General features: G+C 66.8%; 11 protein-coding genes. 4 read left to right on the forward strand and 7 right to left on the reverse strand.

The annotated features are described in order from the left end of the window. Positions 1–6: 6 nt before the first annotated feature. Genes AABF56_RS27925 through AABF56_RS27935 form a run of 3 tightly spaced genes read right to left on the reverse strand, consistent with a single transcriptional unit; the run spans position 7 to position 2125 of the window. Entirely contained in the window at positions 7–660 is a 654-nt protein-coding gene (locus AABF56_RS27925; RefSeq protein WP_272808325.1) for an HAD family hydrolase, read from the reverse strand. After that, the gene (locus tag AABF56_RS27930) at positions 657–1913 is read right to left on the reverse strand and encodes a Tm-1-like ATP-binding domain-containing protein (RefSeq protein ID WP_272808326.1); all 1257 of its coding nucleotides are present in this window, start codon (positions 1911–1913) and stop codon (positions 657–659) included. Before AABF56_RS27930 ends, AABF56_RS27925 begins: the two co-directional genes overlap by 4 nt. Further along, entirely contained in the window at positions 1910–2125 is a 216-nt protein-coding gene (locus tag AABF56_RS27935) for a hypothetical protein (protein ID WP_272808327.1), read from the reverse strand. Before AABF56_RS27935 ends, AABF56_RS27930 begins: the two co-directional genes overlap by 4 nt. Before the next feature lie 366 nt (positions 2126–2491). On the opposite strand from AABF56_RS27935, the gene AABF56_RS27940 reads away from it, so the two are divergent. Next, positions 2492–3985 (forward strand): pyridoxal phosphate-dependent decarboxylase family protein, encoded by a 1494-nt coding sequence (locus AABF56_RS27940; protein ID WP_272808328.1) that lies wholly within the window; start codon positions 2492–2494, stop codon positions 3983–3985. A 60-nt stretch (positions 3986–4045) separates the two neighbouring features. Here AABF56_RS27940 and AABF56_RS27945 read toward each other — a convergent pair whose 3' ends face one another. Together AABF56_RS27945 and AABF56_RS27950 are read right to left on the reverse strand one after the other, a co-directional pair. Next, complete coding sequence (locus tag AABF56_RS27945) at positions 4046–5524, reverse strand: aldehyde dehydrogenase (RefSeq protein WP_272808329.1); 1479 nt, start codon at positions 5522–5524, stop codon at positions 4046–4048. A gap of 46 nt (positions 5525–5570) precedes the next feature. Next, a complete protein-coding gene (locus AABF56_RS27950) occupies positions 5571–7022 on the reverse strand; it encodes an APC family permease (protein WP_272808330.1) in 1452 nt (483 codons plus the stop codon). 270 nt (positions 7023–7292) lie between these two features. On the opposite strand from AABF56_RS27950, the gene AABF56_RS27955 reads away from it, so the two are divergent. Next, positions 7293–8042 (forward strand): IclR family transcriptional regulator, encoded by a 750-nt coding sequence (locus AABF56_RS27955; RefSeq protein ID WP_064334037.1) that lies wholly within the window; start codon positions 7293–7295, stop codon positions 8040–8042. Between the two features lie 15 nt (positions 8043–8057). Here the strand turns inward: AABF56_RS27955 and AABF56_RS27960 are convergent, their stop codons facing one another. Next, the gene (locus AABF56_RS27960) at positions 8058–8522 is read right to left on the reverse strand and encodes an Lrp/AsnC family transcriptional regulator (RefSeq protein ID WP_064333838.1); all 465 of its coding nucleotides are present in this window, start codon (positions 8520–8522) and stop codon (positions 8058–8060) included. A gap of 125 nt (positions 8523–8647) precedes the next feature. Here AABF56_RS27960 and alr point away from each other — a divergent pair, with 125 nt between their 5' ends. Continuing rightward, on the forward strand, positions 8648–9778 hold the full coding sequence (gene alr, locus AABF56_RS27965; RefSeq protein WP_272808331.1) for an alanine racemase: 1131 nt from the start codon (positions 8648–8650) through the stop codon (positions 9776–9778). Between the two features lie 27 nt (positions 9779–9805). Next, complete coding sequence (locus tag AABF56_RS27970; protein ID WP_272808332.1) at positions 9806–11056, forward strand: D-amino acid dehydrogenase; 1251 nt, start codon at positions 9806–9808, stop codon at positions 11054–11056. 46 nt (positions 11057–11102) lie between these two features. Here the strand turns inward: AABF56_RS27970 and AABF56_RS27975 are convergent, their stop codons facing one another. Then, positions 11103–12152: an extracellular solute-binding protein gene (locus AABF56_RS27975; RefSeq protein WP_272808333.1), complete on the reverse strand. Its 1050-nt coding sequence runs from the start codon at positions 12150–12152 to the stop codon at positions 11103–11105. Positions 12153–12167: the final 15 nt, after the last annotated feature.

Here is a 12167-nt window from a genome sequence, read left to right on the forward strand (position 1 = left end):
ATCCTTTCAAAGTCCAAGCATGTTCAGCGCCTGCGCATAACTTTCGGCAGGCCGCGTCACGTCGAAATGCACATGGGGAAGGCCGAAGGCCGCCGCGCCCTCGATGTTCTTCTTCTGGTCGTCGACGAAGACGCAGTCGGCACGGCTGAGAGCGAGTTCCGCCAGCACCTGTTGATAGGCGCGCGGATCGGGCTTCAGGATCTTCGTGTATGTCGCATCGACGATGACGTCGAAAAGGTCGATCAGCGGGAAGCGCCTGCGGAAGCTCTCGCCGTAGAAGAGGTCGAGCTCGTTGGAGAGGATGGCGAGCTTCAGCCCGGCCGTCCTGGCTTTCAGGATCGCATCGCGCGCCTCGGGGCGCAAAACGAGTTCGGGATCGGCCCCGCGCGCCCGCTGCACGAAGGTCTTCATGTCCGTCCAGTCCTCGCCGAGCAGCGCGCCGACCTCCCGCGTGCGCGTCATCCAGTAGTCGCGCTCGGTGATTTCTCGCGCTTGCATCGACTGCCAGAGCGGATCGCTGGCCGGGTCGAAGGGACCACGCCAGGTTAGCGTGCCTGCCGGCAGGCCGAGCGCCCGCTCGGTGATGTCATGCGTTTCGAACAGCGTGCGGGTGACGACGCCGCCGAAATCGAGGATCAATGCCCGCCTGGCGTCTGTCATGCCGCCTGTCCCTTCTCGACGATGCCTTCGGCCACCCAGCGGTCGAAGATTTCCAGCGCTCTTGCGGCAAAGTCCGGGGCGTTGATATGCGCGTCGACCTCCTCGAAGGCGACGGAGGCCGGCACGGCCCGGCGCATCTCGTCGAGGAAGGCCTCCAGCGCGTCCGGTTCGTGCAGCGGCTCGCCCTCCCGGTCCCATTCCTGGATGCCCTTCGTCGGCAGCAGGAAGGCGACGGGGGCGCTCGCCCCCTCCAGCTTGGCGGCGACGACGCGGGCGACCGCGCGACGCTCGTCGGGCGAAACGGTGACGGAGGCGATCAGCCGGTTGTGCGCATGATAGGGCCGGCCGGCGAAGCGGTCCGGCGTCTCCTGCCAGGCGGGCATGTCCACCATGTCGACCGCGCCGGGCGCGACGATCTGCGGAATGCCGGCGCGGCCGGCATTTTCCAAACGGTCCGGCCCGGAGACGGCGACAGAGCCGTTCTGCGCATTGGTCACCTCCTGGATGCAGAAATCGAAGACGGCGGCAAAGCCCCGCTGCGCCGCCACCGCCTCATAGGCGCGCCCGCCCATGCCGGTGGAATGGAACACGGCGACATCATAGCCGCGCCGCTCCAGCTCCGGCTTGAGCAGCTTCATGTAGCTGAGGCAGGAGGAGCCGAGCGAGGTCATGCCGACCAGCGGGCGCTGGCGGCCGGGCCGCTCGCCGGCCTTGGCTGCGCCCACGACCGCGCCCGAAGCCTGCGACAGCACCGCCCGGCAGATCGGGTTGAGGCCGTAGAGCCCGCCGGCCCACAGGATCATCATCAGGTCGGGCGCGATGCGCTCCGGCGGCAGCAGATGGGAATAGGCGATGGTGGAGACGATGAACTTCGGTACGCCGAGCGGCAGCACGGCGGCGACGTCGAGGGCGAGGTCCGTGCCGAGCGAGCCGCCGAGCGCGATCATGCCGTCCACCTCCCCCGCCTCCGAAAGCCGGCGCACCAGCGCCGCGGCGCCCTTTGCCATCAGCGCCATGGCGGTGTTCTCGTCGCCACTGCCGGTGATCGCCTCCATGGTGGTGCCGGCCGCGGCGGCGATGTCGTGCTTGGAATGGTCCGGCACATAGGGCGGGTCGCCGAGCACGCTGACATCGACCAGGACGGGAACGCCTCCGGCCTTGCCGATGACATCGGCCATGAACAGGAGCTCCTCGCTCTTGGTATCGCCGGTGCCGATCACCAGAATATGGGGCGGACGGCCGTTCGCGCTCATCGACCATTCCTCCTCGATACGAGCAGCGGAACAAATCGCCCGACCTGCCCCGAAGGCGCATCCGGCCGGCGCAAGACGTGGCATGCCGTCTCGCTGCCAAGACGGTCTCCCGCCGGAGGATAGCGGGCCGGCACGGCCTGCGTCAGCTCCATCTCGATATCCGGTGTGGACAAAGACCCCCGCAGCATCCGGGCCGTGTCGTCGACGTGCATTTCCGTTCTCCTCCCGCTAAGTCCGGCTCCGCCCGCAGCAGCCTTCGGGAGTCGCGGCCAATATACTTAACATGCGAATTAACTTGGCAGGAAGCGCAGCCGTTTGCAAGTCTATATTTGAAGTGTCGGTTCATATATTGAACCAGAGATGAGTTTCCCCATCGCAACCACGGCGCTCGCAGCCGCATCGACAAATGCCCCTTCGCGGGCTTGACAGGCACCAAAAATTATTAACGCGTTAAATATATTCGTGCGGATACCCTGCGGAAACCGCGCACGGCAAGCTCGGATTGCAGGACCCTTCACGGGCCTTGCAAATCGACGGACGAACACCGAGAACTGCGTAGCGCCAGACAGGAGCAAGAGATGGACAGCGAAGAATTCCGCAAGTGGTCGCGAACGGCCGCCGACTGGGGCGCCGACTACCGCGCGGGCCTGCGCGACCGGCCGGTGCGGGCGCAGACGAAGCCGGGCGACATCGCCCGGCAGATCGCCAGTGCAGCCCCGGAAGACGGCGAGGCGATGGAGGCGATCTTCGCCGATTTCGAGCGCATCATTCCCGATGGCCTCACCCATTGGCAGCATCCGCGCTTCTTCGCCTATTTCCCGGCCAATGCCGCGCCCATTTCGGTGATTGCCGACTATCTCGTCACCTCCGTCGCCGCCCAGTGCATGCTCTGGCAGACCTCGCCGGCCGCCACCGAGCTTGAGACGCGGGTGGTCGACTGGCTGCGCCAGGCGCTCGGCCTGCCGGAAGGCTTTTCCGGCGTCATCCAGGATTCCGCCTCCACCGCGACGCTCGCCGCAGTGCTGGTCATGCGCGAGAAGGCGCTCGGCTGGAAAGGCAACAGCGAGGGGCTGGCGGCGCACGGGGCGGTACGCGTCTATGCGTCGAAGCAGGTGCACACCTCCATCGACCGGGCGATCTGGATTGCCGGCATCGGCGAAGCGAACCTCGTGCGCATCCCGATCAAAGGCCCCCTCAACGGCATGGACCCCAAGGCACTCGATGCCGCGATCCGCGCGGACCGTGCCGCCGGCCATATCCCGGCCGGCGTCATCGCCTGCACCGGCGGCACCTCCATCGGCGCCTGCGACCCGATCCGCGCTGTGGCGGCAGTGGCCAAGGCGCATGGCCTCTACCTGCATGTCGATGCCGCCTGGGCGGGCTCGGCCATGATCTGCCCCGAATTCCGCGAGCTCTGGGATGGCGTCGAGGCGGCCGATTCCATCGTCTTCAACCCGCACAAATGGCTCGGCGCCAATTTCGACTGCTCGGTACAGTTCATCCGCAGCCCGGAAGACCAGGTCCGCACGCTGGCCATCCAGCCGGAATACCTGAAGACGCACGGCCATGACGGCATCATCAACTATTCCGAATGGTCCGTGCCGCTGGGCCGCCGCTTCCGCGCACTGAAGCTGTGGTTCCTGCTGCGCTATCATGGCCTCGAAGGGCTGCGCACGATGATCCGCAATCATGTCGCCTGGTCGAGGGAACTGGCGGAGCGTCTTGCCGGCGAGCCGGATTTCGAGATCGTCAGCGAGCCGGTGCTCTCGCTCTTCTCCTTCCGCCACAAGGGCGGCACGGAGGCCGACCGGCACAATATCGCCCTCGTCAACGCCATCAACGACGACGGCCGCATCTACCTGACACAGACCCGCGTCGACGGCCGCATCGCCATCCGCTTCCAGGCCGGCCAGTTCGAGATGACCCGCGGCGACGCGGACACCGCCTTCACGGTCATCACGGAAATCGCCCGCGCGCTGGAAGGCGCCCAGGACCGATCGACATTCAGTTCGGGCCGTGGCGAAAATGGTGGTTTTCCGCGACCCGGAGCGCAGCGTACTGAACGTACGTGAGCACCGGAAGCGCGGAAAAGCGCCATTTGCAGACCGGCATGGATTGAATGTCGATCGGTCCTAGAGCTGGATCCAGGCCGTCTTCAGGTCGAGATATTTGTCCAGCGCATGCAGGGACTTGTCGTGCCCGTTGCCGGACTGGCGAACGCCGCCGAGCGGCACGGTGTTGTCGGCCCCGCCATAGGTGTTGACATGCACGACGCCGGCGCGAATGCCGCGCACCATGCGATGCGCCCGTGACAGGTCGGCGGTCCACACGGCCGAGGCGAGGCCGTAATCCGTACCGTTGGCGATGCGCAAGGCCTCCTCCTCGCTGTCGAAGGGGATGACGGAGAGGATCGGCCCGAAAACCTCCTCGCGGGCGAGCGTCATGTCCGGCGTGACGTCGAAGACGGTGGGCTGCATGTAGAAGCCGCCGGTCTCGGCAAGGACACGTTTGCCGCCGGTGCGCAGCTTGGCGCCCTCGGAAAGCGCCTGTTCGGCAAAGCCGAGATTCTTGCCGAGCTGCGCCTCACTGGAGACGGCGCCGGCCTCAGTGGTCAACAGCAGCGGATCGCCGACCGTCATCGCGGCGGCGATCTCGGCCACCTTCTGCGAAAATTCCTCCGCGATGGAGCGCTCGACGAGCAGCCGCGAGCCGGCCACGCAGACCTGCCCCGAATTGCGGAAGATGCCATAGGCCGAGACCTTGGCCGCGCGGTCGAGGTCCGGCGCGTCGGCGAAGACGATATTCGGCGACTTGCCGCCGAGCTCCAGATAGACACGCTTCAGGTTGGAACGGGCGGAATATTCGAGCAGGCGCCGGCCGACGGGGCCTGAGCCGGTGAAGACCAGCACGTCGATATCCGGATGCAGGCCCATCGCCTCCCCGGCCACCGCGCCACGGCCGGTCACGACGTTCAGCACGCCCTCCGGCAGCCCGGCCTCGGCGCAAAGTTCGGCAAGGCGCAGCAGCGTCAGCGAGGCGGCCTCCGCCGGCTTCAGCACGACGGAATTGCCGGCCGCGAGCGCCGGGGCGATCTTCCACGCGCCGATCATCAGCGGGAAATTCCACGGCACGATGGCACCGACGACGCCGACCGGCTCGCGGTGGACGAGGCCGAGGATGTCGCCGGCCGTCGGCGCGATCTCGCCATAGACCTTGTCGATCGCCTCGCCATAGTAGCGGAACGTGCCGGCGGCGCTGCCGGGTTCGGCCTTCAGCGCCATGGAAATCTCGGTGCCGTTGTCACGCACGCCGAGCACGGCGAGTTCCAGGGCATGTTTCTCGATCAGCTCGCCGATCCTCAGCAGCACCCGCTTGCGCTCGGCCGGCGCCGCCTTCGCCCAGCGGCCCCTTTCGAAGGCGGCGCGGGCGGCCTTCACCGCTCGGTCGACATCCTCCGCACCGGCATCCGCGATGGTCGTCAGCCTGCGCCCGTCGATGGGCGAGACGACATCCAGCACCGCGCCATCCGCCGGGTCCTGCCGGATGCCGTTTATGAACAGCGCCTGCGGCGCGACGGCGAGGTTGCGGAACGCTTCGATCTTTTCCTGCATGATCTTTCCTTCAAGGACGGGTGGCGCCAGAGCGCCACCCGGATTCTCACACTTCCCGGCGGACGCCGAGCCGGGCAAAGGCACCGGCATCGCCCGCCTTCAGGCGCAAGGCGCACAGGAGGCCGATGATCGCGGCGATCAGCACGAGGCCCGGCAGGAACACCGCAAGCGCCCCCTCCGCACCGGCCAGCGCGCCGAAATTCGTGGCAATGTAGAAGACCAGCGCCAGGAGGATAAGGCCCGTCAGCACCGGCAGCACCGTCGTGACGATGCGGTTGCCTTCGAGGCCCGGATTGCGGCCGAAGAAGGCGACGATGGAGAAGGCGGTCAGCGCCATCAGCAGGATGATCGCCAGCGTGCCGACATTGGTGAGCCAGGAGAACAGCGCCAGCACCGGATCCTGCCCCGTGAAGGCGAAGAGCGCGACGACGGCGACAGCAATGACCGTCTGCACGACCGAGCCGGCATGCGGGCTCTGGAACACCGGATGGGTGACGCCGAGCGCCCTGGGCAGCAGGCCCTCGCGGCCGGCGACGTAGAGATAGCGGGCAACGCCGTTGTGAAAGGCGACGACGCCGGCAAAGAGGCTGGTGATGAAGAGGATGCTCATGATGGTGGTGATGCCACCGCCGACATAGCGGTCCGCCAGGCCGAAGAGGAAGGTGGTCGGGTCGGCGAGGCCCTGGATTTCCGGCACCAGCTTGTCGACGCCCGCGCCGTTGACCATCAGCCAGGAGGTCAGCATGTAGAAGAGGCCGATGATCAGCACGGAGATGTAGGTGGCGCGCGGCACGGTCTTTTCCGGCTCGCGGGCCTCTTCGCTGTAGATGGTCGTCGCCTCGAAGCCGATGAAGGCGGCAAAGCAGAACAGGATGCCGATGGCCGGCGTGCCCGAGAAGAAGGCCGACGGCGTGAAGGGCGCGGCGGAAAGGCCGCTGTCGCCGCCCTTCACGAGGATGGCGGCGTCGATGACCAGCACGACGAGATATTCCAGCACGACGAGCACGGCGAGCACGCGGGCGGAAAAATCCACCCTGCGATAGCCGAAGACCGCGACGAGGGCGATGCCGATATAGGTCCAGACCCACCAGGGCAGGTCGAGGCCGTAGCCGGCGAGGAAGCCGGCCGTGGCGGCGCCGAACAGGCCGAAGACGCCGATCTGCATGGCATTGTAGGCGAGGATGGCGACGAGCGCCGCGGCGCCGCCGGCAAGGCCGCCGAGGCCCTGCGCCGTATAGGCGTAGAAGGCGCCGGCATTGCTGATATGCCGGGCCATGGCGACATAGCCGATAGCAAAGAGCAGCAGCACCGTCGTCACGAAGGCGAAGGTCAGCGGAATGCCCGGGCCGTTGCCCAGCATCATCGACAGCGGCACGCCGCCGGCAACCGCCGTCAACGGCGCGGCCGCCGAGACGACGAGGAATGTGACCGCCCCGACGCCGAGGCTGTTCTTGCGCAACTGGTTCGCGCCGCCGGGCGGCACGCTGTGTTCTGTCATGATCTTGCTCCCATCCTGGCGGCCGCCTTCATGCGTCCGGCAGCCGCTTGTCCGATGCCGTGCCGAGGCGACGGCGGTTCCCACGAAACATTTTCCTTGAGGTTCATTATTTGAACCAGTATTTTAATTATAGATTTGCAAAAGCCAGTTCCGCCGTCAAGTTATTTCTCATGTTAAGTATCTCGATTGGTCGAGCGTGCGGAAACAGGAATGGCAGGCAGCAGGAACTGACCCTTGCGGGATGACAGACACAACGCCGCGGAGCGCAGCATGAGCACCATCGGAAAGGCCCTTTCCCTCCTCGACCTGATTTCCGAACTCGACAAGGATATCGGCCTCAGCGACCTCGCGCGGCTTTCCGCGCTCGACAAGGCGACGGCGCGGCGCTTTCTGGTGGAGCTGGAAAGACACGGCTTCGTGGAACAGGACGAGGAGACGCGCCGCTACCGTCTCGGCGCGGCACCCGTCCGCCTGGCGCGCCTGCGCCAGGCGCGTTTCCCCTTCGTCGCCGTGGCCGCCCCCTTCGTCAAGGCGCTGGCGGAAGAGGCCGGCGAGACGGTGCACCTGTCGGAATTTTCCGGCGGGCGGCTCTCCACCATCCATGTGGAGGATTCCGCGCAGGCGCACCGCGTGATCGTCGATCCCGGGGCCGTGCTGCCCTTCCATGCCACCGCATCGGGGCTCGCCTATCTCGCCTTCCTACCGCCCGGCGAGATCGACCGTGCGCTGGCGCGGCCGCTAGAGCGCTTTTCCGCCCATACGGCGACGGATGCGGACGCCGTGCGCACGCTCCTGCGCGAAACGGTGGAGCGGGGCTATTCGATCAGCCAGCAGGGCTTCGAGATCGGCGTCATCAGCGCCGCAGCGCCGATCCTCACGCCCGGCGGGCGGCCGATGGGCGCGCTGGCGGTGGCGGCGCCGACCGCGCGCGCCGACATGGCCCGCATGCATGAGATCGGCCGCAAGGCCGCCGCCGCCGCCCGCGGCATCGCGGAGAAATACTACGGCGGCCGGACCTGACGCCCGGGGTTCCGCCTACCGCCGCCCCCGCGGCCGCGTCGCCAGCACGTTGCGGATCGCGAAGCTCGAATGGATGCGCGAGACACCCGGCATGGCCGAGAGGATTTCCTTGTGGATGCGCTCGAATTCGCCCGCATTGGCCACCTCGACGCGCAGCAGGTAGTCCGAACCGCCCGTCATCAGGAAGCATTCGCGGATTTCCGGATGCTTGCGCACCGCAGCCTCGAAGCGATCGAGATGATCCTCCGTCTGCCGCTCCAGCGTGATGTTGATGATGACGGCGATGCTCGCCTCGACATTCGACGTGTCCACCAGCGCCGTGTAGCCGCGAATGACGCCCGCCTGCTCCATCAGCTTGATCCGGCGAAGGCAGGCGGACGGGGAGAGGCCGACATCGGCCGCAAGGCTGGCATTGCTCATGCGCGCATCAAGCCGCAGGAGCCGGAGGATGTTGCGGTCGATCGCGTCGAGGGCGGCCATGGCAGATCATTCCAAATCGTCGTCGTTTCGTTCAAAAATCATGCTTTGACGCAACAATCAATCGCTGTTTCCTCGGCAATTTCACGATCGTTTCACTAGGCTTCGCGCAACTGAGGGGGCTTGGGATGGACGGCGGCATACTACGGGACAGGACCGGCGGAACGACCGTGATCGACGGTGCATCGGGTTATCTCCGCATCGATCTCGGGGCGCTCGCCCGCAACTATGAAAAGCTCGCCGCCGAGGTCGCCCCGGCGCGCGCCGCTGCCGTCGTCAAGGCCGATGCCTACGGGCTCGGCGCCGGCCGGGTGGCCGAGAAACTCTACGCCCATGGCTGCCGCCACTTCTTCGTCGCGCAGTTCGTCGAGGCGCTTCGCCTGCGCCCGCTTCTGGCGGCCGACGCCGCGGTCTTCGTGCTGAACGGCCTGCAGCCCGGAAACGAAAACGCCTGTGCCCGCGAAAACATCGTGCCGGTCGCCAATTCGCTGGAACAGTGGCACGCGTGGAGCGGCATGGCGAAGGCCCTCGGCCGCACGCTGCCGGCGGTACTGCAATTCGACACCGGCATGTCGCGCCTCGGCGTGCCGCCGGAAGAGCGCGCGGCGCTTGCCGGCCTCGTCAGCGCCAGCGGAATCGACGTCCTGTTCCTGATGAGCCACCTCGCCTCCGCCGACGATGCGCAGAGCGAACAGAACGAAGACCAGCGCACCGAGATGGAGCGCGTTGCGGCGGAATTTCCCGGCCTCGACGTCTGCTTTGCCAATTCGGGCGGCATCTTTCTCGGCAAGGCCTATCACGGCGTGCTCGCCCGCCCCGGCATCGCGCTCTATGGCGGCGCGCCAACCGCCGGCCGGGCGAACCCGATGGAGCCGGTCGTCAGCCTCGACGTCGCCGTGGTGCAGACCCGTTGCGTGCCCTCCGGCACGCGCGTCGGCTACGGCGCCAGCCATGTCACGGCCGGTCCGGCGCGCCTTGCCACCATCGCCGCGGGCTATGCCGACGGCCTGCCCCGCAGCCTCTCGGGCCGGGGCGCCGCCTATTGCGACGGCGTGCGACTGCCCATCGTCGGGCGCGTTTCGATGGACAGCATCACGATCGACATCTCCGCCCTGCCGGAGGGCCGCCTCACGCTCGGCAGCCGTGTCGAGATCCTCGGCCCCAATCAGAACCTTGAGGACGTGGCGCGCGATGCGGGCACCATTGCCTACGAAATCCTGACCGGCCTCGGCCAACGCTACCGGCGGCAGTACCGCTGAGCCTTCTTCTTCCCCAATGAGGACATCATGAAAGTCATCGTTCTCGGCGCCGGCATCGTCGGCGTCACCTCGGCCTACCAGCTTGCCCGCGCCGGCCACGAGGTCACGGTCGTCGACCGCCAGCCCGGCCCGGCGCTCGAGACGAGCTTTGCCAATGCCGGCGAGGTCTCCTTCGGCTATTGCTCGCCCTGGGCCGCGCCCGGCATTCCGATGAAGGCGATGAAGTGGCTGTTCATGCAGCATGCGCCGCTGATCCTGCGCCCCAAGGTCGACATGGCCATGCTGTCCTGGATGACGCAGATGCTGCGCAACTGCACCTCGGCCCGCTATGCCCTCAACAAGAGCCGCATGCTGCGCCTTGCCGACTACAGCCGCATCTCGCTCGCCGCGCTGCGCGCGGAGACGGGCATTTCCTATGACGAGCGCATGCAGGGCACGCTGCAGCTCTTCCGCACCGAGGCCCAGCTCGACGCCTCGGCCAAGGACGTCAAGGCGCTCGCTGCCGACGGCATTCCCTATGAAGTGCTCGACCCCGAGGGCTGCATCCGCGTCGAACCCGCGCTGAAACATGTGCGCGAAAAGATCGTCGGCGGTCTCTTGACGCCGAAGGATGAGACCGGCGACTGCTTCAAGTTCGCCAATGCGCTGGCGGCGAAGGCCGCGGCACTCGGCGTCACCTTCAACTATGGCAGCATCATCCGGGGGCTCGACGTGGACGGCGGCCGTGTCCGCGGCGTCGTCACCGCCCACGGAGTGCTCGCGGCCGATGCCGTGGTCGTCGCGCTCGGCAGTTTCTCGCCGCTCCTCGTTCGCCCGCACGGCATCCGCCTGCCGGTCTATCCGGTCAAGGGCTATTCGCTGACGATCCCGATCACCGATGCCGCGCGCGCACCGGAATCGACCGTGATGGACGAGACCTTCAAGATCGCCATCACCCGCCTCGGCGACCGCATCCGCGTCGGCGGCATGGCCGAGATCTCCGGCTATACCAACGATCTCGGCGAGCCCCGCCGCCTGACGCTGCAGCACTCCGTCACCGATCTCTTCCCCGGCGGCGACGTGTCGAAGGCGAGCTTCTGGTCCGGTCTTCGCCCGATGACGCCGGACGGCACGCCCGTCATCGGCCCGACCAAGGTCGCCGGCCTCTTCCTCAACACCGGCCACGGCACGCTCGGCTGGACGATGAGCTCCGGCTCGGCCCGCGTCATCGCCGACCTCGTTTCCGGCCGGAAGCCGGAGATCGACGCCACCGACCTCGCCGTCGCGCGTTACGCCTGAAGTCGCACCGGCGCGGCCCGCGAAGGGCCGCGCGGTCTCTGCAGCGTCAACCCTTCAGGCGCGTCCAGATGCGGTCGCGCAGCTCGCGGGCCTTGCCGTTGCAATCCTGCGTGGCCACGAGGCGCGAGGCGAAGTCCTCGGGCATGTTGATGGCATCCATCTTGCGCCACTGGTCGCTCAGGAACTCGTCGGACTTCATGGCATTGGCATAGGCGATGGCGTTGGAGACGGCCGCGGCGTTTTCCGGCGCCATCATCCAGTTGATGAAGATCTTCGCGTTTTCCGGATGGGGCGCATTGGCGGGAACCGCGAAATTGTCACGGAACATCGGCGTCCCCTCCTTCGGATAGAGGAAGCGGATCGTATCGCGCTGGGCGGTGGCCCGCGCCGTGGCGCCGTTCCACAGATGGTGCATCGCCACCTCGCCCGAGGCCATGCGGTCGACGGTGCTGTCGGAGCTGTAGAGCTTCAGCTTCTCCTTCTGCGCCTGCAGCAGCGCCAGGATGCGGGCGGCATCCTCGTTGCTCTCCGTGCACTGCGGAATGCCGAGATAGAGCGAGGCGGCGAGGATCTCGTCGCTTGCGGTGTCGAGCGCGGCGATCTTGCCGGCGAGCTCCGGCCGCGGCTCGAAATACTCCTTCCAGCTCGGCTCCAGTGTGCCGCCCGGCACCTGGGCGCTGTCATAGGCAAGGCCGGTGACGCCCCACAGATAGGGCGCGGAATATTCGTGCCTGGGGTCGAATTCCGGGTTCTTGAAGGCATCCTTCATATGGGCGTAGTTCGACATGGCATGCGTGTCGATCTTCATGAGCAGCCCGTCCTTGACGAGGCCGGGGATGACATAGTCGCTGGGCACGATCACATCGTAGGAGGCACCGCCCGACTGCAGCTTGGCGAGCAGCGTGTCGTTGCTGTCATAGCCGTCGAGGATGACCTTGATGCCCGTCTCCTTCTCGAACTTCGCCAGAAGCTCGACCGGGTAGTAGTCGGTCCAGTTGTAGAAATAGAGCGTCTTTTCCGCATCCTGCGCGCCCGCGGGCGACGCAAGAAGGGCGACGGCGGCAAAGGCCGCGCCGAGGCAGGATTTCAGGGACATTGCGGGGCTCCTCCA

This window comes from Shinella sp. WSC3-e, assembly GCF_945994535.1.
GTDB classification, from domain to species: Bacteria; Pseudomonadota; Alphaproteobacteria; order Rhizobiales; family Rhizobiaceae; genus Shinella; species Shinella yambaruensis.

What these genes read in the sequence shown, in the direction of transcription:
- AABF56_RS27925 (WP_272808325.1), bottom strand. Translation starts at nt 660, where the DNA reads ATGACAGACGCCAGGCGGGCATTGATCCTCGATTTCGGCGGCGTCGTC.
- AABF56_RS27930 (WP_272808326.1), bottom strand. Translation starts at nt 1,913, where the DNA reads ATGAGCGCGAACGGCCGTCCGCCCCATATTCTGGTGATCGGCACCGGC.
- AABF56_RS27935 (WP_272808327.1), bottom strand. Translation starts at nt 2,125, where the DNA reads ATGCACGTCGACGACACGGCCCGGATGCTGCGGGGGTCTTTGTCCACA.
- AABF56_RS27940 (WP_272808328.1), top strand. Translation starts at nt 2,492, where the DNA reads ATGGACAGCGAAGAATTCCGCAAGTGGTCGCGAACGGCCGCCGACTGG.
- AABF56_RS27945 (WP_272808329.1), bottom strand. Translation starts at nt 5,524, where the DNA reads ATGCAGGAAAAGATCGAAGCGTTCCGCAACCTCGCCGTCGCGCCGCAG.
- AABF56_RS27950 (WP_272808330.1), bottom strand. Translation starts at nt 7,022, where the DNA reads ATGACAGAACACAGCGTGCCGCCCGGCGGCGCGAACCAGTTGCGCAAG.
- AABF56_RS27955 (WP_064334037.1), top strand. Translation starts at nt 7,293, where the DNA reads ATGAGCACCATCGGAAAGGCCCTTTCCCTCCTCGACCTGATTTCCGAA.
- AABF56_RS27960 (WP_064333838.1), bottom strand. Translation starts at nt 8,522, where the DNA reads ATGGCCGCCCTCGACGCGATCGACCGCAACATCCTCCGGCTCCTGCGG.
- alr (WP_272808331.1), top strand. Translation starts at nt 8,648, where the DNA reads ATGGACGGCGGCATACTACGGGACAGGACCGGCGGAACGACCGTGATC.
- AABF56_RS27970 (WP_272808332.1), top strand. Translation starts at nt 9,806, where the DNA reads ATGAAAGTCATCGTTCTCGGCGCCGGCATCGTCGGCGTCACCTCGGCC.
- AABF56_RS27975 (WP_272808333.1), bottom strand. Translation starts at nt 12,152, where the DNA reads ATGTCCCTGAAATCCTGCCTCGGCGCGGCCTTTGCCGCCGTCGCCCTT.